This window comes from Marinomonas profundi (genome assembly GCF_020694005.1).
Lineage (GTDB): Bacteria > Pseudomonadota > Gammaproteobacteria > Pseudomonadales > Marinomonadaceae > Marinomonas > Marinomonas profundi.
Genome location: NZ_CP073013.1, coordinates 3487455 through 3513455 on the forward strand (window position 1 = coordinate 3487455; position 26001 = coordinate 3513455).

Annotated in this window: 17 protein-coding genes; 4 read left to right on the forward strand and 13 right to left on the reverse strand. The window is 45.6% G+C overall.

Features of this window, described 5'->3' with window-relative positions; translation table 11 throughout:
• Positions 1-68 precede the first annotated feature (68 nt).
• The 8 genes from metH to J8N69_RS16350 all read right to left on the reverse strand — a co-directional run bounded on the left by metH (position 69) and on the right by J8N69_RS16350 (position 12522).
• Complete coding sequence (gene metH, locus J8N69_RS16315) at positions 69-3803, reverse strand: methionine synthase (protein WP_168822312.1); 3735 nt, start codon at positions 3801-3803, stop codon at positions 69-71.
• A gap of 171 nt (positions 3804-3974) precedes the next feature.
• Complete coding sequence (locus tag J8N69_RS16320; protein ID WP_168822311.1) at positions 3975-5576, reverse strand: coiled-coil domain-containing protein; 1602 nt, start codon at positions 5574-5576, stop codon at positions 3975-3977.
• A 200-nt stretch (positions 5577-5776) separates the two neighbouring features.
• Positions 5777-8440 carry an aminopeptidase N gene (pepN, locus tag J8N69_RS16325; protein ID WP_168822310.1) on the reverse strand — a complete coding sequence of 888 codons (2664 nt, stop codon included), beginning with the start codon at positions 8438-8440 and terminating at the stop codon, positions 5777-5779.
• A gap of 10 nt (positions 8441-8450) precedes the next feature.
• Complete coding sequence (locus tag J8N69_RS16330) at positions 8451-9275, reverse strand: DUF2797 domain-containing protein (RefSeq protein WP_168822309.1); 825 nt, start codon at positions 9273-9275, stop codon at positions 8451-8453.
• On the reverse strand, positions 9275-9556 hold the full coding sequence (locus J8N69_RS16335) for a YeaC family protein (protein ID WP_168822308.1): 282 nt from the start codon (positions 9554-9556) through the stop codon (positions 9275-9277). The genes J8N69_RS16330 and J8N69_RS16335 overlap by 1 nt, the downstream gene beginning before the upstream one ends.
• Before the next feature lie 63 nt (positions 9557-9619).
• Positions 9620-10489 carry a rhomboid family intramembrane serine protease gene (locus tag J8N69_RS16340; RefSeq protein ID WP_168822307.1) on the reverse strand — a complete coding sequence of 290 codons (870 nt, stop codon included), beginning with the start codon at positions 10487-10489 and terminating at the stop codon, positions 9620-9622.
• Positions 10490-10550: 61 nt separating this feature from the next.
• Positions 10551-11432 carry an NAD(+) kinase gene (locus tag J8N69_RS16345; protein ID WP_168822306.1) on the reverse strand — a complete coding sequence of 294 codons (882 nt, stop codon included), beginning with the start codon at positions 11430-11432 and terminating at the stop codon, positions 10551-10553.
• 130 nt (positions 11433-11562) lie between these two features.
• Positions 11563-12522, reverse strand: coding sequence for a 1-aminocyclopropane-1-carboxylate deaminase/D-cysteine desulfhydrase (locus J8N69_RS16350; RefSeq protein WP_168822305.1), 960 nt, complete (start codon positions 12520-12522; stop codon positions 11563-11565).
• A gap of 150 nt (positions 12523-12672) precedes the next feature.
• On the opposite strand from J8N69_RS16350, the gene ydiJ reads away from it, so the two are divergent.
• Together ydiJ and J8N69_RS16360 are read left to right on the forward strand one after the other, a co-directional pair.
• Positions 12673-15762, forward strand: a complete 3090-nt coding sequence (ydiJ, locus tag J8N69_RS16355) for a D-2-hydroxyglutarate dehydrogenase YdiJ (protein WP_168822304.1) — start codon at positions 12673-12675, stop codon at positions 15760-15762.
• An 82-nt stretch (positions 15763-15844) separates the two neighbouring features.
• A complete protein-coding gene (locus tag J8N69_RS16360; protein ID WP_168822303.1) occupies positions 15845-16585 on the forward strand; it encodes a spermidine synthase in 741 nt (246 codons plus the stop codon).
• A gap of 32 nt (positions 16586-16617) precedes the next feature.
• Here J8N69_RS16360 and J8N69_RS16365 read toward each other — a convergent pair whose 3' ends face one another.
• The gene (locus J8N69_RS16365) at positions 16618-16947 is read right to left on the reverse strand and encodes a hypothetical protein (RefSeq protein ID WP_227803918.1); all 330 of its coding nucleotides are present in this window, start codon (positions 16945-16947) and stop codon (positions 16618-16620) included.
• A 96-nt stretch (positions 16948-17043) separates the two neighbouring features.
• On the reverse strand, positions 17044-17655 hold the full coding sequence (gene miaE, locus J8N69_RS16370) for a tRNA-(ms[2]io[6]A)-hydroxylase (protein ID WP_168822301.1): 612 nt from the start codon (positions 17653-17655) through the stop codon (positions 17044-17046).
• Between the two features lie 88 nt (positions 17656-17743).
• Between miaE and J8N69_RS16375 the strand changes: the two genes are divergently transcribed.
• On the forward strand, positions 17744-19498 hold the full coding sequence (locus tag J8N69_RS16375; RefSeq protein ID WP_168822300.1) for a formylglycine-generating enzyme family protein: 1755 nt from the start codon (positions 17744-17746) through the stop codon (positions 19496-19498).
• A gap of 164 nt (positions 19499-19662) precedes the next feature.
• The gene (locus J8N69_RS16380; protein WP_168822299.1) at positions 19663-22464 is read left to right on the forward strand and encodes a bifunctional aconitate hydratase 2/2-methylisocitrate dehydratase; all 2802 of its coding nucleotides are present in this window, start codon (positions 19663-19665) and stop codon (positions 22462-22464) included.
• Between the two features lie 168 nt (positions 22465-22632).
• Here the strand turns inward: J8N69_RS16380 and hpf are convergent, their stop codons facing one another.
• The 3 genes from hpf to leuB form a co-directional block, all read right to left on the reverse strand.
• The gene (hpf, locus tag J8N69_RS16385; protein ID WP_168822298.1) at positions 22633-23028 is read right to left on the reverse strand and encodes a ribosome hibernation-promoting factor, HPF/YfiA family; all 396 of its coding nucleotides are present in this window, start codon (positions 23026-23028) and stop codon (positions 22633-22635) included.
• A gap of 687 nt (positions 23029-23715) precedes the next feature.
• The gene (gene asd, locus J8N69_RS16390; RefSeq protein ID WP_168822297.1) at positions 23716-24834 is read right to left on the reverse strand and encodes an aspartate-semialdehyde dehydrogenase; all 1119 of its coding nucleotides are present in this window, start codon (positions 24832-24834) and stop codon (positions 23716-23718) included.
• A 78-nt stretch (positions 24835-24912) separates the two neighbouring features.
• Positions 24913-25992, reverse strand: coding sequence for a 3-isopropylmalate dehydrogenase (leuB, locus tag J8N69_RS16395; RefSeq protein ID WP_168822296.1), 1080 nt, complete (start codon positions 25990-25992; stop codon positions 24913-24915).
• Positions 25993-26001 lie beyond the last annotated feature (9 nt).

Below are 26001 nucleotides of genomic sequence, written 5' to 3' on the forward strand. Positions count from 1 at the left end.
AAAAACCTAATCGGCACTTATTCCCCGCACCGATTAGGTTTACTTGAACAAAAGCACGACAAAGAGAATTAAATGCGGTCGTCTTCTGGATCATAACCCAAGTTAGGTGCTAACCAACGCTCGGCGTCGTCCTTGCTCATACCTTTACGTTCAGCGTAATCGTCTACTTGATCTGGGCCTATTTTCCCCACACCAAAATAGGTGGCGTCTGGATGGGCAAAATACCAACCACTCACCGCCGCTGTTGGTAGCATGGCAAAGCTTTCGGTAATCTCCATATCAATCTTTTCTTTCACATCCAACAAGGTCCAAAGCTTGGCTTTTTCGGTGTGATCAGGGCAAGCCGGATAACCTGGTGCTGGGCGAATACCTTGGTATTTTTCTTTAATCAATTGTTCATTGGTTAATTCTTCGTCGTGCGCATAGCCCCAGAATTCCTTACGCACTTTTTCGTGCAAATACTCCGCCGTCGCTTCGGCTAAGCGATCCGCAATCGCCTTGATCATGATGGAATTATAATCGTCATAGTCGGCTTCATATTTTGCCACCAAAGGATCAATGCCAAAGCCTGCCGCACAGGCAAATGCGCCGATATAGTCCGCCACACCACTGTCTTTTGGTGCAATAAAATCGGCAAGACTATGATTGTACTTACCCGGCGCGGTTAATTCGTTCTGAATTCTAAGGAAAGACAAGCGTTCAATCACCTGGCTACGAGAGTCATCCGCATAGATTTCAATATCATCATGATTCACTTGGTTTGCTGGAAACAAGCCAACCACAGCCCGCGCTTGCAAGCATTTTGTTGCAATAACCTCATCCAACATGGCCAAGGCATCGTGGTAAACACGTGTCGCCTCAACCCCGACCACGTCATCAGTAAGAATACGCGGGTAAGCGCCGGCCAGTTCCCATGTTTGGAAAAATGGCGTCCAGTCGATGTAGTCTTTGACCTTGTTAAAGTCGATATCCTGTTCCGTTAGCACCGTGATGCCCAGTTTTTTAGGCTGAACCACGTTACCATCAAACGCCATTGGACCTTTGTTTTGGCGCGCTTTGTCCAAAGACACTCGACGCCCCGCTTTTACGCGGTCTTTGTAGCGAATACGCGTTTTTTCATAATCGGCTTTGATTTCATCAACAAACTTCTGGTAGCGCACCTTGTCTTTACTCAACAAGGCGCTCGCCACTCCCACACTGCGAGACGCATTGGTGACATGCACTACTTGGTTGCGTTTGTAGTTTTGTTCAATTTTGACCGCAGTATGTGCCTTCGATGTGGTCGCACCACCAATCATTACCGGCAAATCAAAGCCTTGGCGCTCCATTTCTTTCGCCACATGCACCATTTCATCCAATGATGGTGTGATCAAACCAGATAGGCCAATCATGTCGGCGCCGACTTCTTTTGCTGTACGTAAAATCTTTTCGGCGGGCACCATGACGCCAAGGTCAACCACTTCGAAGTTGTTGCACTGCAGCACCACACCGACAATGTTTTTGCCAATATCGTGTACATCGCCTTTTACGGTCGCCATCACTATCTTGCCATTACTAGAAGAAGCCGTATCCATGTTAAGGCGTTTTTCTTCCTCAATATAAGGCATCAAATAGGCAACGGCTTTTTTCATCACGCGGGCGGATTTCACCACTTGAGGTAAGAACATCTTACCGGCGCCAAATAAGTCACCGACTATGCTCATGCCATCCATTAATGGCCCTTCAATCACTTCCAGCGGTCGAGCATAAGCATGACGCGCCTCTTCGGTATCGTCCTCAATAAATTCCGTAATGCCCTTAACCAATGCGTGACTAAGGCGCTCAGACACAGGCAGGCCACGCCATTCTTGCGTTTCTTTTTCGGCCACTTCGCCCGTCCCAGCAAACTCACCAGCTATCGCCAATAAGTTATCGGTTGCATCTGGCGTGCGGTTCAGCACCGCGTCTTCTACCGCATTACGCAGTTTTGTTGGGATGTCTTCATACAAGGCGAGCTGCCCAGCGTTAACAATCCCCATTGTCATGCCTTGCTTGATCGCATGATATAAGAACACCGCATGGATCGCTTCACGTACAGGATTGTTACCACGGAACGAGAAAGAGACGTTAGAAACCCCACCCGAAATTTTGGCATAAGGCAATTCGCGCGTAATGTCGCCTGTGGCTTCGATAAAGTCCAAGGCGTAGCGGTTGTGTTCTTCAATCCCTGTGGCGATGGCAAAAATGTTCGGGTCAAAAATAATGTCTTCTGGCGGAAAGCCAACTTCATCAACCAAAATATGATAAGAACGGCGGCAAATTTCAACTTTGCGCGCACGAGTATCCGCCTGACCCACTTCGTCAAACGCCATCACGATGACCGCAGCGCCGTATTTCATCAATTTACGGGCTTGCTCACGGAATTTGTCTTCGCCCTCTTTCATGCTGATGGAGTTAACAACGCCTTTGCCTTGAATCCATTTTAAACCGGCTTCTAATATTTCCCATTTAGAAGAATCGAGCATGATAGGCACACGAGAAATATCCGGCTCAGACGCGATCAGCTTGAGGAATCGTTCCATCGCCGCTTGCGAGTCCAACATGCCTTCATCCATGTTGATGTCAATGATTTGCGCACCGTTTTCAACTTGCTGACGCGCTACATCTAGTGCAGTGTCGAAGTCACCTTCTTTAATCAGACGCTTGAACATCGCGGAACCGGTAACATTGGTTCTTTCGCCAACGTTAACAAACAGATTATTGCCATCAATGTTAAATGGCTCAAGTCCAGACAAACGACAGGCTTTCTCGATTGTAGGAATAACCCGTGGCGTTGCATCGGCGAACGCTTTCGCGAAAGTGGCTATGTGCTCTGGCGCGGTACCGCAACAACCACCGATAATATTCAAAAAGCCAGCCTCCACCCAACCCTGGATCTCTTCTAACATTTCTTGTGGCGATTCGTCGTATTCGCCAAAGGCATTAGGTAAACCAGCATTCGGGTGAGCCGAAACATGGGTGTCAGCAATGCGCGACAGCTCTTCCACATATTGACGCAATTCTTTTGGCCCAAGGGCACAGTTCAAACCAACCGAAATCGGCTTAGCATGAGAGATGGAATTCCAAAAGGCTTCCGTCGTCTGGCCAGACAAAGTACGACCAGAGGCATCCGTAATGGTGCCCGAAATCATAATGGGGTAACGAACGCCGTTTTTCTCAAAATAGTCCAATACCGCGTAAATAGCGGCTTTTGCGTTCAAGGTATCAAAAATAGTTTCGATTAATAGAATATCGACCCCGCCCTTGATTAAACCATCAACTGCCGTGGTATAAGCAGAAACTAGCTCGTCAAAGTGGACGTTACGAAAACCTGGATCGTTAACATCAGGGGAAATCGTACAAGTACGGCTGGTTGGGCCAACCGCGCCGGCAACAAAACGTGGCTTATTGGGGTTTTGCTTAGTAAATTCATCGGCGGCTTCACGCGCCAAGCGAGCGGATTCAAAGTTTAACTCATAGCTAAGGTCTTCCATGTGGTAATCAAGCATGGAAATATAATTAGCATTAAAGGTGTTGGTTTCGATGATATCTGCCCCAGCGGCAAGATAGCTGGAGTATATGTCTTTAATGATCTTTGGCTGAGTCAAAGAAAGAAGGTCATTGTTGCCTTTTAAGTCACTGTTCCAATCAGCAAAACGTTCGCCACGATAATCCTGTTCTTCTAATTTATACCCTTGAATCATGGTGCCCATAGCACCATCCAGAATTAATACATTTTCAGCTAGTCGTTTCTCAATAATAGAATACGAATCGGACTTTACCACGCTCACCACCTCAAAAAAGAATATGCGAGCCTACTATACCGAAAAGCGCGGCTTTTCGCGTTGAAAAATAGTAATGAGGAGTTGAATGATTCGAGGGTGGAAATAGTCGCGCGCTAATCCTTTGCAATTAGCACGCTGCCTATCAAGTTATCAAATAGATGAACCGAGCCATCAAATGTTGTTTTTAGCTTTATTGACTCGCCCTATCAAGAAACCGCCCAGTAATCCTAATAGGATAGCGACGCCCCAATAACCGTATTTTTCAAGCCAATTTGTATTCACTAAAGAGAGCGTTTCTTCTCCTCGGTGAATTTGTCTTTGTATTATCTGATCTTGTACATTGACTTGCTGACTAACAAATAAATTCAATTGCGCTTCTGGTCGTTCATTTAAGCCAGACACACGCCAGCGCCATTGTAGTCGACCATCCTCAGCAACCACGCTCACGACAGGATCGCTCATCATTTGAATAGCGCTATCGGTGACCAATTCTGCCAAGTAAGTTTGCCCTGACGACGCCGGTTGCACGGTGGCCGAGACAAGAATTTCAAAGGTATTATGCAGTGCCATTTCATTCGGTAATTGCCACTGTACATTTTGCAACCTTGCACTGAATTGAGACTCCAATGACGCCATGACAGCGGCCATAGAAATACTGTTATTTTCTTTTGCCTCAAGCGCCTGCTGTGTGTTGCTTAGCTTCGCAGAAAGCGTATTCAACTCAGTTTGACTGGAGTTTAATCGCGTTTGGGCGATACTCAACTGCTCAGATAAAAGCAGGTTATTCTGCTGAGCTTGAGCCAGCTTAGTGTCTAGCGCTTGCCAACGAGATTCGTAATTGGCAGTTTCATCCAATGCTGCTTCTAATTTTAAAATATCATTACGATATTCATCAATGAGATATTTTTGGTTCTCTACTTGTTCCTGAAGGCTCGCAATGTCCATGCGCATGCTGCTATTTTCAGTGTCATAATCTGCTGCACCGACGTCAAAAGAAGCCTCTTGCGACTCAGTGTCAGTAACGGTCTGCGGTTCAGATATTGGCGACTCATGAGTCGATAGGTCGCTTTCTTGAGCCACCTTTTCACCACTCAAATGGCGTATTCTATCCCACAACACTTGGTGCTGAGCTCTTGCTTCAGACAATGCACCACCTAACATCAAGTTTTCTTTTTTTAACGCGGCCAGACGCCTTTGATTACGTTGATTGTCGGATTCAAGGTTGGCGTATTTCTGCTGCAGTCGGGTATTTTCTCTTAGTAAGCTAAAATAGCGCTGCTGAAAATTGTCTTCCGCGGTTGGCGCTTGCTCTAAACGGCTCACTTGCTGCGTGAGAGACGTGTTTTCATTTTCCAGTTGATTGATACGGCGATTAAGCAAATCATTATCAAGCTTCAGGGCCGCATAGCGTGACTCCAAGGCTTGGCGTAGATTTTTTTGCTCTTCTAAGGCGGCGAGTGTTTCCGCATTGGTGGCGTTTTTTTGCAATTCAGCGATTGTTGCGTCTTTTTCATCTAGTGACTGATTTAACGTCAATAAGCGCTGTTGATTATCCGCTAACTGCTGCTTGAGAGAATCAATCTGGGACAACTTAGCCTGCAACGTTTCATTCAACTCTGTGTCTTTGTTAGTCGCTGATCCTTGTTGCTGAGGCTCGATTGAAGTGGCTTCTGATCCAATAACGCTATCGGTCTGTTGACGAGAAGACGTACTGCAAGCCGATATCATCAGCCCTAAAGTAATAGGAATCAAAATCGTCGTACGTGCTTTCATTTTTCGCTCCTTAAATAAACTCAAGGTCGACAATAAGTTACCTCTCTTATGCCAGATTTACGTATAAAATGCAAAGAACCAGTAAAGATTATCAAGCCATGTTAAGTAAAGCATAAAAAGCCCCCAAGGAAAAACACCAAGGGGGCGATTGTTAGATCAACGAAAGAAGATTAGGTCAAGACAAAAACGAACCAAACCTATTACGCCAAACTTTTAGAAACCACTTCATAAACGTCTTTAGACAAATCCTCTGCCAAAATGCGCTCCAGTTCTGCTTTCATTTTTGCACTTAATTCCGGCTGTAGTTTTTTCCAGCGAGTTAATGGCGTACAGAGTCTAGACGCAATTTGTGGATTACGTTTGTTTAGCAAAATGATTTGATCAGCCAAGAATTGATAGCCACTGCCGTCGGCTTTATGAAAGCCCGACACACTCTGCCCAAAGCCACCCAGCACAGACCGTACCTTATTAGGATTTTTCAGATCGAAAGCAGGATGCTCCATCAAAGTTTTTACCGTTGCCAATGCATTGTCGTTCTCTTGGCTCGCGCTTAACATCAGCCATTTGTTCACGACTAATGGCTCAGACTGCCATTGTTCATAGAAGGCCGCTAACAATTCAGCCGCCTTAGAATGCTGTGTATTGACCGCAATCGAGTTCACAGAAATAGAGTTCACATAAATAGAAAGCGCAGCAAACTGATCCGTCATATTGTCTGCGGATTCGAATTGCGTTATCACCGTTTGCTGAGCAAGCTCACTGCCTGACTCTAGCCAATAAGATAAGGCCATGTTCTTCAATGAACGATGCGCAATGTCTTGCGCCGTTGCCTGATAAGCGCCTTGGATTTTATGCTCATGGTAAACCCGCTCAAAGTCCGTCGACAATGCACCGGCTAGCTGAGTTTTTAAATATTGGCGTGCTTGTTTGATCGCGGCAGGGTAAATAGGATTGGCCAATTCAGACAAGTAGGCTTGGCTTGGCAAAGCAAGAATCAAGGCAACCATGGCAGGGTCTAAACTGGCGTCGTTTAATAAGGTTTTGTAGCCATGAATTAATTGCGAGTCGATGGATAAATCGTCCCCTTTAATCGCTTGGTCAATCAAGCTTGTTAATTCATTGACTGCCAATTGCTGTGCAGCACTCCAACGATTAAATCCATCAGAATCCGCTGACATCAATAACAATAAATCGGCAGCAGAATAATCATAACGTAATTTCACTGGCGCGGAAAAACCACGTAACAAAGAAGGCACTGGACGAGACGTTAAACCGGTAAACTCAAACACCTGTTCGCTGTCCGTTAAATGCAAAACATGATCGTCTGCAGCAATACCATTAACGGTTGCAGACAAAGCCGCGCCCTGCTCATCAAGCAAGCCGACACGCACTGGAATATGCAGCGGTAACTTAGTCGGTTGCGCTGGCGTGGCAGCGGTGTCTTGTTTCATCGTTAAACGGTAGGTTCCAGATTCTTCATCAAAAGCATCGGTGACGATGACGACCGGTGTGCCCGCTTGGGAATACCAGCGCTTAAATTGAGACAAATCCACCCCAGAGGCGTCTTGCATGGCCGCTAAAAAGTCGTCACAAGTGACAGCCTGTCCATCATGGCGGTCAAAGTACAAATCCGAACCAGCGCGGAATTTCTCGGCGCCTAACAGCGTATGAATCATGCGGACAATTTCCGCGCCTTTTTCATACACGGTTAAGGTGTAAAAATTGGATATCTCAATAAATGAAGAAGGACGCACAGGGTGCGCCATTGGGCCAGCATCTTCTGCGAATTGAGCCGTTTTTAGGAAGGACACATCTTCCACACGTTTCACCGTTGCAGAATGCATGTCAGCCGAAAAAGTCTGATCGCGAAATACAGTGAAGCCTTCTTTTAAGCTCAGCTGAAACCAGTCACGACAGGTGACACGGTTACCGGACCAGTTATGGAAATATTCATGGGCAACAATGGCTTCTACGCGTAAATAGGTATCATCTGTGGTGGTTTCTGGGCTAGCCAACAAGCATGACGAGTTGAAAATATTCAGCCCCTTGTTTTCCATCGCGCCCATATTGAAATCATCCACGGCAACGATCATAAAAACATCCAGATCGTATTCGCGCCCGTAAGCCTCTTCATCCCAACGCATGGAGCGTTTCAGCGCTTCCATCGCGTAATCGACTTTATCGATATTGTGCGACTCGGTGAAAATTTGCAGTGTAATATCGCGCTGACTTTGTGTGGTAAACACATCGTTTTTCACCGCCAAGTCACCGGCAACCAAGGCAAAAAGATAGGCCGGTTTTGGGAATGGGTCGTGCCACACTACAAGCGTTTTGCCTTCATCGGTTTTGCCCCGCTCTACTTCGTTGCCGTTCGATAACATAACCGGATAACGAGATTCATCGGCGATGATGGTGGTAGTAAACACCGACATCACATCGGGACGATCTAAATAATAGGTAATGTGGCGAAAGCCTTCCGCTTCGCACTGAGTACAAAACATCGAAGATGAACGGTATAAACCTTCAAGACGCGTATTATTTTGCGGCTCAATCAAGGTTTCACACGTTAGAATAAATTCATCCGCGGTCGCCGTGATAATCAGTTTGTCTTCACTGATGCGATACTCTTCTGCTGGTAAGGGGTAATCGTCCATGGCGACACCGATCAGTTTCACGTCTTCGCCGCCATCCAGAATCAATGGCGCTGTTGATTTTCCAAAGGCAGGATTACGACGCATATGCAGGCGCGAAGTCACAATCGTTGTCGCTTCATCCAAATCAAAAGTGAGCTCTGTTTTATCAATCAGAAAAGGAGGAACTTTATAATCTTTTAAATAAATCGCGGAAGGTTGGCTCTCTTTCATGTGCTCTCTCCTAAAAGTTCAATGTCGCTTGATAACCTGTGTATTTACGAATGTTGATCACACCTGTATCTAGTATCCAATATTGGCCTTTTATGCCCATCAAGGTACCTTCAATAAGTGGTGTTTTTTCTGCGTTAAGGCTGGTGATTTTGGTTGGGTATTCTAAAACAGGATAAATAAACTCGTGCGTTTCATTTTCATCGGATAAATCAGTGATGGACTGCAAGCCAAACTCATGTTGTAACGAGTCCAAACCTTCATACAATTGGTCAATCAAACGCTCTTGCTCATGCTCAAGGTCCATCTCAATAGAAGCCCCCTTGAGCATATTGCGCCAATTGGTTTTATCCGCCACTTGGGTTTTAAATAAAGTTTCGACTAAACCAGACATCCGGCGGTTTTGTACTCGAAACAACGGTCGGGCCTGTGTCGCCCCCTGATCGATCCATCGTGTCGGCAGTTGGTCGCCGCGAGTAATGCCCACTTTCAACGCCGACGAATTGGCCAAATAGACATAATGGCTTTGCATGCAATACTGCTCAGCCCATTCGGGTTCACGACAAGTCCCTAAGTGAAAATGGCATTTTTCTGGGCTCATAATGCAAGTGTCACAGGCCGCTAGCTTGCGAAAGCAATTGAAACAAAAACCTTGGCTAAAGGATTTTTTGGTTACCTTGCCACAATTAACGCAATGAATGACGCCATCAAGATGCAAAGACACTTTTTGGCCTAACAAATCGTTAACCGTCACGCGCTCATGACCAAGGTTAAGATGATAATAGACTTTACCGTCGCGAACTTCCGTCGACATTTTTTTGAGATTGCCCTGTAACATCAAACTTGACCCTCAGGACCGTCACCAACCCACTTAATCGTATCTTGCTCTTCGGTAGATTCTTTTTTGCCCAAACTTTTATGCCCAGCGGTATCAATATAACCGACTCGATCTTTTTCTTCTTTGTTGCTGTAATCGTAGGTAATCACGGCTTGTAGACACAGCTCTGTTTGCTCTGGTGTCAATCGCACGCCATTAGGCCATTTGCCAAGCTCTACCGCTTGCTTCAACTTGACATATACTTCCGGTGACATATTGTCGATCATTTCTTTAAAATTCATTTATCTTATCTCCCTGCGTTTAAACAGGCTGTTATGATTAAAATATAAGGCGGCATTGTAGATTTAACTCTGTCGATGTTTGGTCGCAAGCCAGTAAACAACACCCAGCACTAAGCCTGACAGCAAACCAATGCTGTGGGCCGTGTTTGCTATGCTGCCTAGACCTAGCATTTCTGGGAACGGCGTATAGCCTATGGCTAACCAGACCGTAAAAAAGACCATTAATGGTTTACTGATAATAGTGGGCCAACGTTTGCTCAAAATCGGCAATAGCCAAGCAAAGCCGATTAGGCCGTATACCACACCGGATAAACCACCAAACAAGGGATAAGCACTTATTTGATACTGCAAAACATTGCTCAGCACGGCAATAATGACAACGCCGATGCTCCACCACATTGAGCCCAAAAGACCTTCAAGCTTTCTACCGATATCCCACACCCATAAGGTATTAAAGATAAGGTGAAGCACACTAAAGTGCAGTAAGGCGGGCGTGAAAAAACGCCAATATTCACCTTTAGAAAAGACCTCTGCCAAATCATAAAAATAAATATGGCCGTTTCTTATATCAAACGGACTAATGGCAAAATAACCCACGGTTTTGATGTCGGCACCAAGCTGAGTAATCAGCGCGACCAACAACGTGAGCAACAAAAGTAGGCTGGTGACAGGCGCTATTTTGAGCTGAGAAAAGAGCTTATTTCGAGACGACACCCCAGTAACGGCAGCAGGTTGAGCTTGCTGCAGTAAAGCAGGGTCATCTTGCCAAATGCTGATCAATTGCTCGGCCGCTGGCAACTGACCTGGATCTAAGACCCACAACTCAGCACTCCCCTGCTTGGCGATAATTTGGTGCGCCACCTTGTGCCGCCATAATGCTTCGCTTAACCCTTTAGGGTCTTCTGTTTCTTTGAACTGATAAACAAAATACATAAGACTCTAAAGAAAATTCCTCTGCCAAATAATAAGAAAATGTCGGCCACAACACGGCAAATCAAGGGCGATAACTGGTCTGCCATCCTAATTTATCGCGACAGACATTATAAAAATCATGATTTTTGGGATGAATAAGTCGAATATTGCCCGCCTTTTTGGTGATATAAATTTCATCACCCGGCGCCGCCGTAATATTCAGCTGACCATCACAACTAACACTCGGGTAAGTCAGGTTGGACTCACTAACCACAATACGAATGCGCGCATTCGCATCAATCACAATCGGACGATTACTTAAGGTATGCGGATGCATAGGAACCAAAACCAACGCATCTAACTTAGGCAGCATAATGGGCCCACCAGCCGACAAGGCATAAGCCGTTGATCCGGTCGGTGTGGCCACGATCAGACCATCGGATTTTTGGTTCATCACAAACTGATCGTCGATAAACAAGTCAAAACGTATCATTCGAGCGGATTTACCAGGATGAAGTACCAGATCATTCAGCGCGATGCCTTCACCGCTGGGGCGATTTTGGCGCTTAATTTTCGCCTCTATCATGAAGCGCTTTTCTTCGTGATATTCACCTCGAAAAATCGGATCCAATTCTTCTTGCAGATTGTGAGGCGAGATATCCGTTAAGAAACCCAAGGTGCCTCGGTTGATCCCCAATACCGGAATGTCATAATTGCATATCGCTCTGGCGGCGCCTAAAAAGCTACCATCCCCCCCCACAACCATCACCATATCGCAATGATCACCCAGCTCTTTTAAAGGCGCTGACGCCACTTTTACGCCGGGCATCATGGTCGCCAACTGATCTTCAAGTACTGGCGCGATGCTTTTTTCTTGCAGGTATTCCATCAGTTTCTTAACCGTGTCAAGAACCTGTGGTTTATCTAACCGAGCTATAATACCAACACGTCTAAAAAGACTCATGTGTCATTCTCTTCCCGTCTGTCGATGTAAACAAAGCAACCCATCGTATTGTTATAGCGGTTTTTTTATTGTTCAGCGTGGGTTTTATTGACGCCACTTTAACATGAAGAAGCCAACTCTCGCCATCTCGTTAAGAACGCACAAATGGATTACTGTCTGATGAATAACCTCGCCAACCTTGTAAACCGCCAGTATGAATAAATAAGGTACGCCGATACGGCCATGCGCCCGCTTGCATCGCCTTAAAAATAGCGAGCATACTTTTGCAAGTGTAAACTGGGTCTAGCGTTTGATTTGGGTTCGCCTCGGCAAATTCTCGTAAAAATGTCATAAGCGCCGAACTGTGTTTCGCATAGCCACCTTCATGGCAATCCGCATGAAAAAATAACTTTTTATCGAGCCTTGTTGACGTTTTATCGGCAGCGTCCCTAGGGCGTGGCTTGGCCGTTAATGTATTCGCCATCTCTAAAATCAAGGCTCTTTGGCTCGGCTCACCTTTTAACGCGCTGAAAACATGCAAATCGGGAGTATGTTGATAAGACAATAAACCCGCCGCGGTGGTACCCGTACCAGACGACACCACCCAAGCATCGTATTTGTCATCCATACGGCTTATGTCTTTCGCCCAATCCTGACAGCCCAAGGCGCCAAGCTCCCCGCCTCCCCCTTCGGGAATCCAGTAGACATTAGCGTAGCGCTCATTTATTTCATTCACTATTTGTGAACCCATGCCAAGTCGATAGTCCGACCGCGAGGCTGGCCACAATTCCACCCCATCCTTCACCATATCTTTTAATGTGGGTGTCAGCATGGGGTGTAATTCACCTCGAACCACCGCCACCGCGTTAAAAGGCAAGCAGTTGAGCGTCTTGCCAAAGGCATGAAGATGATTTGAAAACGGCCCACCAAAGGTCGCAATCACGGAGGCATTCTGCTGTTCGGCGACGTTAAGATGATGCTGCAGCTTATGCCATTTATTACCCGGCGCATTCGCATGTTCAAGATCACCACGATAAATGTCTAACTCATATTGAGCACCGGACGATTGCTGGCAAGCTGGTGGTAAGATGATTGGCTGAATAAAAGACACAATTAAACCCAATGACAGAAAAAGTAGATACCTTGCATAATAACATGAGTTTTTAGCGTCTTATCACACACTTTTTTCCACGCATAAAAATCGCTCTAGTGGACATTTCTTTGTTAAAATCGGCGCACTCATCATTTGTGGAGATGAAATATGATTCCAACGCTTCCTGAAGTCTCGCCCATTCAGGCCAAATACCTTTCGTTTATCGAGCGCCTGAAAGCGTCAGGATTCTCAGGAGACAGTCATCCGGATTATGCCAACCGTGTGGTGCTGTCAACCGACAACTCTATTTATCAAGTGTTACCGCAAGGGGTCATTTACCCAAAGAATGCGCAAGATATTCAGCTATTGGTGCGGTTATCTAATCAAGCAGAATTTAACGACATCGTATTAAGCCCACGTGGCGGCGGCACTGGCACCAACGGCCAATCACTTACCGATGGCTTGGTGGTAGATTTGTCCAAGCACATGAATCGCATTTTGGAAATCAACCAAGAGGAAGGTTGGGCTCGTGTAGAAGCCGGTGTGGTCAAAGATCAGCTTAATAAAGCCATCGAGCCCCACGGTTTGTTCTTTGCGCCGGAACTGTCTACCAGTAACCGAGCAACGATTGGCGGCATGATCAATACCGACGCCAGCGGCCAAGGTTCGGTAATGTACGGCAAAACCCGCGATCATCTGCTGTCACTCAAGACCGTGTTGTTAGATGGTTTTTTACTAGAATCTTCTCCTATCGATGATGAAACGCTTGCTAGCATACAAAGCGGTAGCGATTATTCCGCGCATGCTCACCGTGTTGTCGATAGCATTCAAAAGAACAAAACCCAAGCAATCAAAGACACCTTCCCAGAACTTAACCGTTGCTTGACCGGATACGATTTAGCGCACATTCGTAGCGAAGATGGTCGATTCAATATGAACTCGATACTCTGTGGATCAGAGGGAACATTAGGTTTTATTGTTGAAGCCAAAGTAAACCTTTTGACCATTCCGACGTATGCGGCTCTCGTCAATATTCGTTATGACAGCTTTGAAGGCTCGTTACGCCATGCCCAAGAATTATTAGCCGCTAAACCCACCTCTATTGAAACCGTCGATTCCAAAGTACTGGGGCTCGCTAAAGGCGACATCATCTGGAATTCTGTTGCCGAGTTTTTCCCCGAAAAAGCCGGAGAAAACATTCAAGGGATCAACCTAGTCGAATACACCGGCTTTGATGAACAAGAAGTCGCCGATAAAATTAAAATCCTCACCGACAAATTAGACACTTTAGTAAAGAAAAACGGCAGCAGTGCTTTGGGCTACACCATCGCCATGGGACACGACAAGGTCAATACATTGTGGGCCATGCGCAAAAAATCCGTTGGCTTGTTGGGCAATGCCAAAGGCGAAAAACGCCCTATTCCCTTCGTTGAAGACACCGCCGTACCGCCAGAAAACTTGGCGGACTATATTATGGAGTTTCGTGCGGTTTTAGACAGTTATCATCTGCAATATGGCATGTTTGGTCACGTTGACGCAGGCGTCTTACATGTACGTCCAGCGCTTGATCTGAAAGACGAATCCCAAGAGCCAATGATCCGTGAAATTACTGACAAGGTGGTTGCACTGACGCAAAAATACCATGGTCTGTTATGGGGCGAACATGGCAAAGGGGTACGTTCTGAATACGCCCCCGCATTTTTTGGTGAACTCTACCCTAGCATTCAACAAATAAAAGGCGCTTTCGACCCCAGAAACCAATTGAATCCGGGTAAAATCGCCACGCCGTTTGAACTCGGTGCGGATTTATTAAAAATCGATGCGGTGCCATTGCGTGGTCAATTTGATCGCCAGATTCCAATTCAGAACCGTGATCAGTTTCAAGCAGGCCTGTATTGCAACGGCAACGGTGCCTGCTACAACTTCGACCCAAATGATGCCATGTGTCCTTCTTGGAAAGGCACGCGAGATCGCCGTCATTCGCCAAAAGGCCGAGCTTCTTTAATGCGCGAATGGCTGCGTGACATGAGTCAGCAAGGTGTCGATACGGTTCAAGCGAGCAAAGACGCCAAAGACAGTCACTTTCTATTTAGCTTTTTGCCCAAACTGAAAAACACCTTGGCGAAACGTCGTGGTGACTATGATTTTTCACACGAGGTTCACGATTCCATGATGGGCTGTTTAGCCTGTAAATCTTGCGTGGGTCAATGCCCCATCAAAGTCGATGTACCAGAGTTCAGAGCAAAATTTTTAGAACTTTACTACAGCCGCTATTTGCGACCAGCCAAAGATTATCTTATTGGCTCGTTAGAATTTATGCTGCCAACCTTGGCAATATTTCCGCAGCCTTATAATTGGTTAGTCAGCCGCCGTTGGCTGAATCACTTTAGCAGCAAATACCTTGGCTTAGCGGATAACCCAAAACTGAGCACGCTCAACCTTAAAAAAGAAATGTCTCGTCGTGGTATCCGCTTGGCCACGCCATTGGCAATTGAAGCCTTAAGCCCAAAAGACAGAGCCCGCGCCGTTATTGTCGTGCAAGATGCTTTTACCAGTTATTTTGAAACCGAGCTGGTGCTAGATACCATGGAAATGCTGAGCCGTCTTGGTTTTCAAGCTTATCTCGCGCCTTACATGCCGAACGGCAAACCCTTGCATGTACATGGTTTCATGAAAGCCTTTAACAAAACGGCGCGTAAAAATCTCGACATGCTACAAAGTTTGGCTTTCTATGGTTTGCCTTTTATTGGTATTGATCCTTCTATGACACTGACGTATCGGGCGGAATACACCAAGGAATTCAGCAACAGTCGGCAAATCCCTAACATCCAATTAATGCAAGAATGGCTAATGAAAAAAAGCGAACACCTGATTAAACAGCCATTAATGTGCGACCACTCAACGTACCATTTGATGACGCATTGTACCGAAAAAACCAATGCGGCTGCGTCTATTCAGGATTGGCAAAAAATCTACAGCATTTTAGGTCTTGAACTAAAGGTCGAAAACGTCGGTTGTTGTGGTATGGCGGGCACTTATGGTCATGAGACTGCCAATAAAGCAACTTCTCAAACAATTTATGATTTGTCTTGGAAAGAAAAAGTGGCCGCCCCAGGTTTACTCGGAAAATTAGTTGCTACCGGCTATTCTTGTCGTAGCCAAGTAAAACGCTTTGATCATGTGGCGATTCCCCACCCAGCACAAGCTATCTTGAAGCACCTAAGGGAAGCAACGGCGGCGGTTAACAAGCAACGTTAACCCTAAACATTTTAACTCTAAAAACTTTGACCCTAAAAAGGCTCGGACTGTCGAGCCTTTTCTATTATTTTGAAGGAAACCCATGAGTCACCAAAACCTACTACATGACAGCGCCGATGAATTGGGCCCTATTCGCGTTTTTGATGATGGCCAATATCGCATCTTGTCGTTTGCTGAGGGTGACGAGCAAAGCCGAATTCGGCTATCAACACCGCATATTTTGCAACACGAATACACCCAAGCCATGATGTTGCCTCTGCTGTTTTGCGAACCGAAACGCGTGTGTATTTTAGGGCTTGGCGGTGGCACCTTGCTTCACGCGCTTCACCATACCGTGCCTGCCATTCATATTACGGCGGTGGAATTACGTCAAGAAGTGATGGACGCCGCGGAAATGTATTTCAAGCTCCCCAAAGGCAAACGCATCACTTTGGACGTCGCCAATGCCATCGACTACATAGCAGCAGGTTTGCCTAAAAAAGTCGATATTCTAATGACAGACCTTTACAACACTGAAGGAATGGACCGATCTGTTCTGCAAGCAAGCTTTATTGAACACTGCGCGAACAACATCAAAGAAGAGGGTTGGTTAGCACTCAACTGCTGGGTTGATCATAAAAACAATCAAGCCCTAATAGACATCATCAAACAACACTTTAATGATGTCCGAGCATTAGATACTGGCAGTGGCAACTGGGTGATCATCGCAGGCAAACGCATGAACCATGACAATGCCAAAGAGCTAAAAGCTTCAGCACAAAAGCTCAGCGATAAAATGGGGTTTCAATTGACTAAATGGCTGCTACGTTGCAAGTCTCTTTGAGCCATCTTGCATGTGTCACAGCACAGCTCGCTTTATGGTCTTTGATTTCTCTTAGACAGTAGCTCTCTTACCCACACTGTTTCTTCTGCATTGCGGGAACGATTAAATTCAATATTGCGGTTGTGCAGCATGGCAACCGCACGGAAAAAGGCGTTATTGACAATCACCGGACTGAGTTGAACACCATAAGACTGCCACCAATGCTGCTGCACTTTTGTCGTTAACAGCTGATACAAAAAATCGAGCTCTAGAGAGCCCTTGTACATCACATCAAGATCCACTACGGGGTCCACTTTTGCAATTTCTAAGGCTAGCCAATAAGTAACATCTGGAAGTGTTTCACTTTTATGCATCCCCATCATTATTCTCCAGAATAGCAAGTTTATACAATGAGTGTAGCAGTCCGATTAAAAGTCTCCATGTTGAATATCAAATGCTTTGTGGCATTTTGTAATGTATTACGCGCTCGCTGGTGGTCCACTGTGCACTCGAAATTCAACATCCGGTTCAATAATTAGCTGGCGTTCTAATTCACCAAAAAAAGCCACTCGCTCATCAATCGATTCATTCGCGTACTCTTGTGCAAGCTCTAGGTAATCTTCAAAATGACGTGCTTCTGATTTAAGCAATGAAATATAGAATTTAGACAGCTCTTCGTCTAAATGCGGTGCTAAGATAGCAAAGCGTTCGCAAGAGCGCGCCTCAACAAATGCACCAATAATTAGGGTGTCAACAAGGCGCGCGGGCTCATGAGTCCGAATATGTTTACGCATTCCGTCAGCATAGCGTGAGGCGGTTAAATGCTCATAAGCTATGCCACGTTTTCGCATCAACTTGTGCACTTGTTCGAAGTGCAGCAACTCTTCACGCGCTAAACGAGACATTTTATGCAGCAAGTTATCGCGATCAACATAGCGATACATTAAGCTCATGGCGGTTGAGGCCGCTTTTTTTTCACAATGAGCATGATCATTTAATAGCAAGGTTTGATTCTCAATCGCCCAATTCACCCATGCTTCAGGAGATTGGCACGGAAGAAATTCAACAAGCTCAGGATACGCAGATAACATTACTCTACCTTTTTGTGTTAAAAAACGTGATTATACGCATTATTAACCACTTAGGCAGCAACGTCTTGATTTGGATATCAAATTCGTAATGAATGATTTTTATGACCCTAAAAAATTAAAGATTGGCCAACATGTTGGTGTCGAACTAGACCCTTATGTTTTGAACTATCCCATGGATGGTGACAAAACCACATGGGTAGTCGACCAAGGTGGACGCCCTTTCGTGCTGCGTTTTTTCCAGTCGAACAAGGGCAAGGTGGAAGACTTTCTACAAAATGCGAGAAAGTACGCAAGCGTCAAACACCCCGCCATCACGCCCAACTATCCGCCGTTTTATTCTAACTTATGGGTATTTTCATGCTCGGCGGTGTGTGGTGGCGAGAACCTTTATAGCTTTTTAGGCAAATACCCTGATGGCGCACCGCTGAATGTTGTCATTAGCCTGTTTGACAATATTGCCAAAGCATTGGATCAAGTTCATCGTAACGGCTTGTTACATGGGCACTTAGATTTAAGTGCCATTCATGTCGTCAATGGCTTGGGCTTGATGACGGGGTTTGGCGCACATAACTGGATGAGCCGAATTGATGACAGCGTCATGGACGCTCGCCTGCTTCCGCCGGAGTATTTAAAGAAAGAGCAAAAGCGCACAACATCATCGGACCGTTTCGCCTTTATGAAACTGCTAATGGCGGCCTTGTTGGGTGAATCCATTTTAGACAAAGACTTCAGTACAAGCTTACCAGACAGTCACCCCAACTTAAGCGACGCCACATGGAATCGGTTACTAAAATGGAGTCGTGAAAGCGAGCGCTATAGGCCAAAATCCTTAACCGAAGTCATTCGAATGCTTCGTGCGAACCTCTACAAGCCAGAAGTCAGCGACCGTTCGACAACCAAGCGAGCGATTAAACGCTACGTTCGTAATACACCTCGAAAAACGGTTGCTATTGGCGCCGTACTGATCACGGGATTAGTGGCCGCAGCGATATTATGGCCTGAGAGCAAAACTGAACAAAACCTCGTCACGCCACTGCCTGCTATTCCAGAAGCAAAGCCACCAACGTCATTCGAAGCGCTACCACAAACATTAGAGGAGCCTCTTCTATCCGGTGGCACTGCGCCCAAGATAGAAAAAATTCCGCCAGCAACCTTTATGATGGGCGATCAAAATAGAATGGGAGACGACAACGAAAAGCCCGTTCATGAAGTGGATATCCCTAAAGGCTTCTATATTAGCAAATACGAAGTCACCTTTGATCAATATGACAAGTTTGCCAAAGCCACTGGACGAGAATTACCGCCTGATAATGATTGGGGCCGAGGACAGCGCCCCGTCATCAATGTCAGCTGGTACGATGCCAAAGCCTATGCCGTCTGGCTATCCGATCAAACACAAGAAGAATATCGCCTGCCGACCGAAATAGAATGGGAATATTCTGCCCGCGCCGATTCAAACACCGCTTTCTGGTACGGTAATACCGTTAAGCCGGGCTACAGTGTTTGTGACAGCTGCGGCAGTCAATGGGACGGTGTTTCTACTGCGCCTGTTGGCAGCCAAGCCAGTAATCCACTAGGCTTGTTTGACATGCACGGAAACGTCGCTGAATGGGTGGAAGATTGTTATCACGACTCCTACGAGGGCGCGCCGAGTAAAAATCAAGTCTGGCTTGCTAACCAATGTGACAACAGAGTATTGCGCGGTGGGTCTTGGTTTGACATCCCTCGAGTGGGTAGAAGCGCCACACGTTATCGAGCGGAACCCAATCTCCAAGCCAGCAATTGGGGCTTTAGAGTGGTGCGGATTATTCAGCAAGCTGATGATTTAGCTAAATCAGAATAATTCCGCTAAATGTCACCTATTCGAAATTGTTATGGTGCATCATCACTTCTTGAGGCTTTTTTTCTGTAACATGAGATGTACTAAATAGAATGAAATGCAGCAACCTGGTTTCAGGTTCTCTTTTAACGCACGGTATTATTATCATAAATTATTCAGAGGTGAGAATGAGCCTATATACAGAGTACTTACAAGAAATCGAAAATCGAAAAGGTCAAGGACTGCATCCTAAGCCCATTGATAGCGATGCGTTATTATCAGAAATCATTGCTCAAATTAAAGATACTAACCACGAACACCACAAAGACTCCCTTAACTTTTTTATCTATAACACCATCCCTGGCACAACCAGCGCGGCGGTCGTAAAAGCTAAATATCTAAAAGAAATCATTCTTGGCGAATCAGCTGTTGCTGAAATCCCTCCCGCTTTTGCCTTTGAACTACTGTCTCATATGAAAGGCGGCCCTTCTATTAAAGTGCTTCTTGATCTGGCTTTGTCTGATGATACGTCAGTCGCAGCGCCTGCAGCAGAAGTACTTAAGACTCAAGTATTCTTGTATGAAGCGGACATGGAGCGCCTTGAATCAGCTTATAAAGCGGGCAACACCATCGCTAAAGATATCCTACAGAGCTACGCGGCAGCGGATTTCTTCACCAAGCTGCCTGACATTGCCGAAACCGTTGATGTGGTCACCTACATCGCGGCAGAAGGTGATATTTCTACCGATCTACTTTCTCCAGGCAATCAAGCTCACTCTCGTTCAGATCGAGAGTTGCACGGCAAGTGCATGATTTCTCCAGAAGCACAAGCTGAAATCCAAGCGCTTCAAAAGCAGTATCCTGGCAAAAAAGTCATGTTGATCGCTGAAAAAGGCACCATGGGCGTAGGTTCTTCACGCATGTCTGGCGTTAACAACGTGGCACTTTGGGCCGGCGAGCAAGCAAGCCCTTATATTCCATTTGTGAACTTTGCTCCTATTGTGGCAGGCACAAACGGCATTTCCCCTATTTTTATGACGACAGTGGGTGTGACAGGCGGTATTGGTCTAGACCTTAAAAACTGGGTTAAGAAATTAGATGCCAATGGCAAACCCGTTCTTGATGCTAATGGCGACACTACCCTTGAACAAGCCTACTCAGTAGAAACTGGCACAGTGTTAACTATCAACACTAAGGAAAAGAAACTCTACAGCGGCGACAAAGTATTGGTTGATGTTGCTTCCGCTTTCACACCTCAACAAGTTGAGTTTATGAAAGCCGGTAGTTCATACGCGGTTGTCTTCGGGAAAAAACTACAAACATTTGCCGCTGAAACACTTGGTATCCCAACGCCAACAGTCTACGCCCCAGCACAAGAAATATCTAACGATGACCAAGGCCTTACAGCGGTTGAAAAAATCTTCAACAAAAACGCAGTGGGCGTAAAATCTAAAAAAGCCTTGCACGCTGGCTCTGATGTTCGCGTCAAAGTAAACATCGTCGGCTCGCAGGACACCACGGGCTTGATGACGGCTCAAGAACTGGAATCTATGGCTGCGACGGTCATTTCTCCAAGTGTTGATGGCGCTTACCAATCGGGTTGTCACACCGCGTCTGTTTGGGACTCAAAAGCACAAGCCAACATTCCAAAATTGATGTCTTTCATGAATAAGTTTGGATTAATCACAGGTCGTGATCCCAAAGGCGTTTACCCTCCAATGACAGACGTTATTCATAAAGTATTAAATGACATTACGGTTGATGACACAGCGATTATCATCGGCGGTGACTCACATACACGTATGTCTAAAGGCGTTGCTTTTGGTGCCGACTCAGGAACCGTCGCGTTAGCATTAGCAACAGGCGAAGCGACTATGCCAATTCCGGAGTCCGTCAAAGTAACCTTTAAAGGTAAAATGAAAAGCTACATGGATTTCCGTGATGTGGTACACGCTACGCAAGCTCAAATGCTTAAACAGTTTGGCGGCGAAAACGTATTCCAAGGTCGTATTATTGAAGTTCATATCGGCACCTTGCTAGCGGACCAAGCCTTCACCTTTACGGACTGGACAGCAGAGATGAAAGCCAAAGCTTCCATCTGTATTTCTCAAGACAACACCTTGATTCAATCTCTTGAGTTAGCTAAAAAGCGTATTCAGATCATGATTGATAAAGGCATGGAGAATGAAGCACAAACTCTGCACGGTCTAATCGAATTAGCTGACAAACGCATCGCTGGCATCCAGTCAGGCACGCAGCCTGCCCTAGTGCCAGACAACAATGCTAAGTACTATGCTGATGTTGTTGTTGATCTTGACGAAATCATTGAGCCAATGATTGCCGATCCAGATGTGAACAATGATGATGTGTCTAAGCGTTACACTCATGATGTCATTCGCCAAGTTTCTTTCTATAAAGATAAGCCTGTCGATCTAGGTTTTGTTGGGTCTTGCATGGTCCACAAAGGAGACATGCAAATCATCGCTCAAATGTTGCGCAATATTGAAAAACAAAATGGCAGCGTATCGTTCAAAGTGCCACTCGTTGTTGCGCCACCAACCTATAACATTGTTGATGAATTAAAAGCTGAGGGTGACTGGGACATTCTGAAGAAATATGCAGGTTTCGAATTTGACGATGCTAAACCAAAAGGTGAAGCACGTACTAAATACGAAAACATCATGTACTTGGAACGCCCAGGATGTAACTTGTGCATGGGTAACCAAGAGAAAGCAGAGCCAGGCGATACAGTTATTGCCACCTCTACTCGCTTGTTCCAAGGTCGTGTTGTAGCAGACTCTACCGAGAAGAAAGGTGAATCTTTGCTTGGTTCAACGCCAATCGTTGTACTTTCTACTATATTGGGTCGTTTCCCAACATTAGAGGAATACAAAGCAGCGGTAGCGGGCATTACCTTGACGGACTTCGCTCCACCACTCGATCCAATGACAATGGCGCCAGTAGAGTTTATTCCTGTTAGTAACGTCTAACGTAAAAAGCGTCTAACTCAAAACGCAGATTAAAAAATTGCAAAAAAGCCTACAGAGTTATCTGTAGGCTTTTTTTGTTGTCTTTTTTATCGTCTTTTATATTTTTAACACTGGCATTAAAAAGCCCCGCTATGCGAGGCTTATGCTAAAAGGGTTAGAAGGCTCTAGTTACTGAATAACTTCTCGCTCCACAAGTTCGTCAAATTCGGCTTGTAACTGACGTTCAATCGGACTTTCTACATCCTTAGCGTTAATATGGTGCTGTCTGCCAGCATGTTTGGCTTTGTGTTTAATTAGCTGCTTTTCTAACTTACCAACTAACATGTCGAGGGCTGGTTTAAGTTGTTTTTCCGTTTGAACCATTGCAAAAAGGTCATGACCAGGAATATGCACACTGGCTTCTACTATTAACTCATGAGTCCCATGCTTCTCTGTATTTAAGGTCACATTAATAGTGGTTATCTGATTATTGATACGAGCCAAGTGATCCATTTTTTCTTTTACGACTTCTTGAACTTCTTCACCAGATTGGACGTGGTGACCGCTAATATTCAATGTATACATAGAGAGTTTCCTTCTGTTTTAGTCAGGTTTTTATTAACTTAGATCTTGCTCCTCCTTTGTTGCCCCTTAGTTATAATCTAGGGATGATATGACCTAATTTCAATAGCTATAATGTAAATACTTGCTCAAAATCATGAATAAAACAAAGTGTTTCCGAATGCGCTCGCAACACCGCCTTTAAACACTTTATTTATCAATATCATAACGCTAAAAATCTAGCAAACATTTCAGTCTAACTTTCCGCCAACCGGCTATTTTTATTGCACCTATGAACCACAAAACACGCTAAATACATCAAAAAATGCAGCCTACTCTTTTTAACTCATTTTTTAACTCATTTTTTAACTCATTTTTTAACTCATTTTTTAACTCACTAGCCATTTTGCACCTGAGGGCCGGTACAGTCGATACACTCTGGCAAAACACAGCATAGAACAAGCCTCGCCTCCATGAGGTTACCGTCAACACCAAACCCGAAACCACCGAGCCCATACCAAAACTTAGTAGAATTCCCATCAAATGCAACCATGCTTCGAGCATAGAGCTCAGCAGAACAGCGCGTATTTCTGCGATGGATAACATCACCAAATACGCGAGCAAGCTAGCCTACAAAAAAAGCGCCAATCTCAACAGACTGGCGCTTTTCGGAAGATGTTTTTGCGGTCACCCACTAAACACTAAAATAGTTTAGTCATTCAGTAGAATGCGTAGCATGCGACGCAATGGCTCTGCGGCACCCCACAACAATTGGTCACCAACAGAAAAAGCACTGATGTACTCAGGCCCCATATTCAACTTACGAATACGACCTACTGGGATACCAAGCGTGCCAGTGGCTGCAGTAGGCGTTAGACGCTGCATTGTTGCTTCTTTATCATTCGGCACAACATCAACCCACTGGTTGTGCTCAGCAAGCAAACCTTCGATATCCGCCACTGGGATGTCTTTATTCAGCTTGATGGTGTATGCCTGACTATGGCAACGCATTGCACCGATACGAACACATAAGCCATCAACTGGAATTGGGTTGCCGTCGATACCTAGGATCTTGTTCGCTTCTGCTTGTGCTTTCCACTCTTCACGGCTCTGACCGTTATCAAGCTGGCTATCGATATAAGGAATCAAAGAACCCGCTAACGGCACACCAAACTGGTCTGTTGGAAGCGAACCAGAACGCATTGTTTCTGCGACCTTACGATCGATCTCAAGAATCGCACTGGCTGGATCAGCAAGCTCACTAGCAACCGAACCTTGCAGCATGCCCATTTGATTGATGAGTTCGCGCATATGACGTGCGCCGCCGCCAGAAGCGGCTTGGTATGTCATCGACGTCATCCATTCAATATGACCTTTCTCAAACAACCCACCCAGCGCCAACAGCATCAAGCTAACCGTACAATTACCGCCAACAAAGGTTTTTACACCATTGCTCAAACCTTGCTTAATAACGTTTGAGTTAACCGGATCAAGCACGATAATGGCGTCTTTTTCCATACGCAAAGAAGACGCCGCATCAATCCAGTAACCTTTCCAACCAGCATTACGCAACTGAGGGTAAATAGCCTTGGTATAATCCCCGCCTTGGCAGGTAATAATAATATCCATCTTTTTCAATGCTTCAATGTCGTTCGCATCTTGAAGTAATGGAATATCTTTACCAATTTCTGGACCTTTCTGCCCCGTTTGAGACGTCGTGAAAAACACTGGATCAATATGATCAAAGTCTTTTTCTTCCATCATTCGTTGCATCAACACGGAACCGACCATTCCGCGCCATCCGACTAAACCTACAGTGTGTTTTGACATGGTTAACGTTACCTTTTTTTGTGGGGCCGCTCATACCAAGAGCAGTATCCCTAATGAATACTTAATATCGTTATGATATTAAGCTTTAAGTGCGGCTAGAACCGCATCGCCCATGGCTTGCGTACTAACCGTTTCGCACCCTTTTGATGCTATATCGGCGGTTCTTAACCCAAGATCCAGCACCTGGCTGACAGCCGCTTCAATCGCATCCGCCGCCTCTTTAGCGTCTAAAGAATAACGCAACATCATAGCAACAGACAAAATAGTTGCCAATGGGTTGGCGATTCCTTTGCCCGCAATGTCTGGCGCAGAACCGTGGCATGGCTCATACATACCGCGACCTTCCGCATTAAGTGATGCAGAAGGTAACATACCAATAGAACCTGTCAACATAGCCGCTGCATCGGATAGGATATCACCAAACATATTGCCAGTAACCATGACATCAAACTGTTTTGGGGCACGAACCAACTGCATTGCCGCATTATCGACCAGCATATGAGTCAATTCGACGTCAGGGTACTCTTTCGCCACTTCTTCCATGACGTCTTTCCACAGTACGGTTACTTCCAATACGTTGGACTTATCAATTGAGCAGACGCGCTTGCCACGTTGACGGGCGGCTTCAAAAGCAGATCGACCAATACGACGAATTTCTGATTCATTATAAACGTAAGTGTTAAAACCTTCACGTTCACCGTTTTCTAAGATCCGAATACCACGCGGTTGACCAAAGTAAATGCCGCCGGTTAATTCACGAACAATCAAAATATCCAAGCCCGCCACGATTTCTGGCTTCAAGCTAGAGGCATCCGCCAACTGCGGATACAAAATCGCCGGACGAAGGTTCGAAAACAACTCAAGGTTAGAACGCAAGCCAAGTAAGCCTTTTTCAGGGCGAACCGACATATCTAGCTTATCCCACTTAGGGCCGCCCACTGCTCCCAACAAAATCGCATCGGCCGCTTTCGCTTTCGCCAGTGTGGTTTCTGGCAATGGCGAACCCGTTTCATCGTAAGCAGAACCACCAACCAAGGCGCTTTCATGCTGAATATTTAATGAAAACTGCTCATTCACCGCATCCAACACGCGAACCGCTTGTGCAACGATTTCTGGACCAATACCGTCACCCGGCAATACCAATACATTTTTAGTCATTTTAAACCC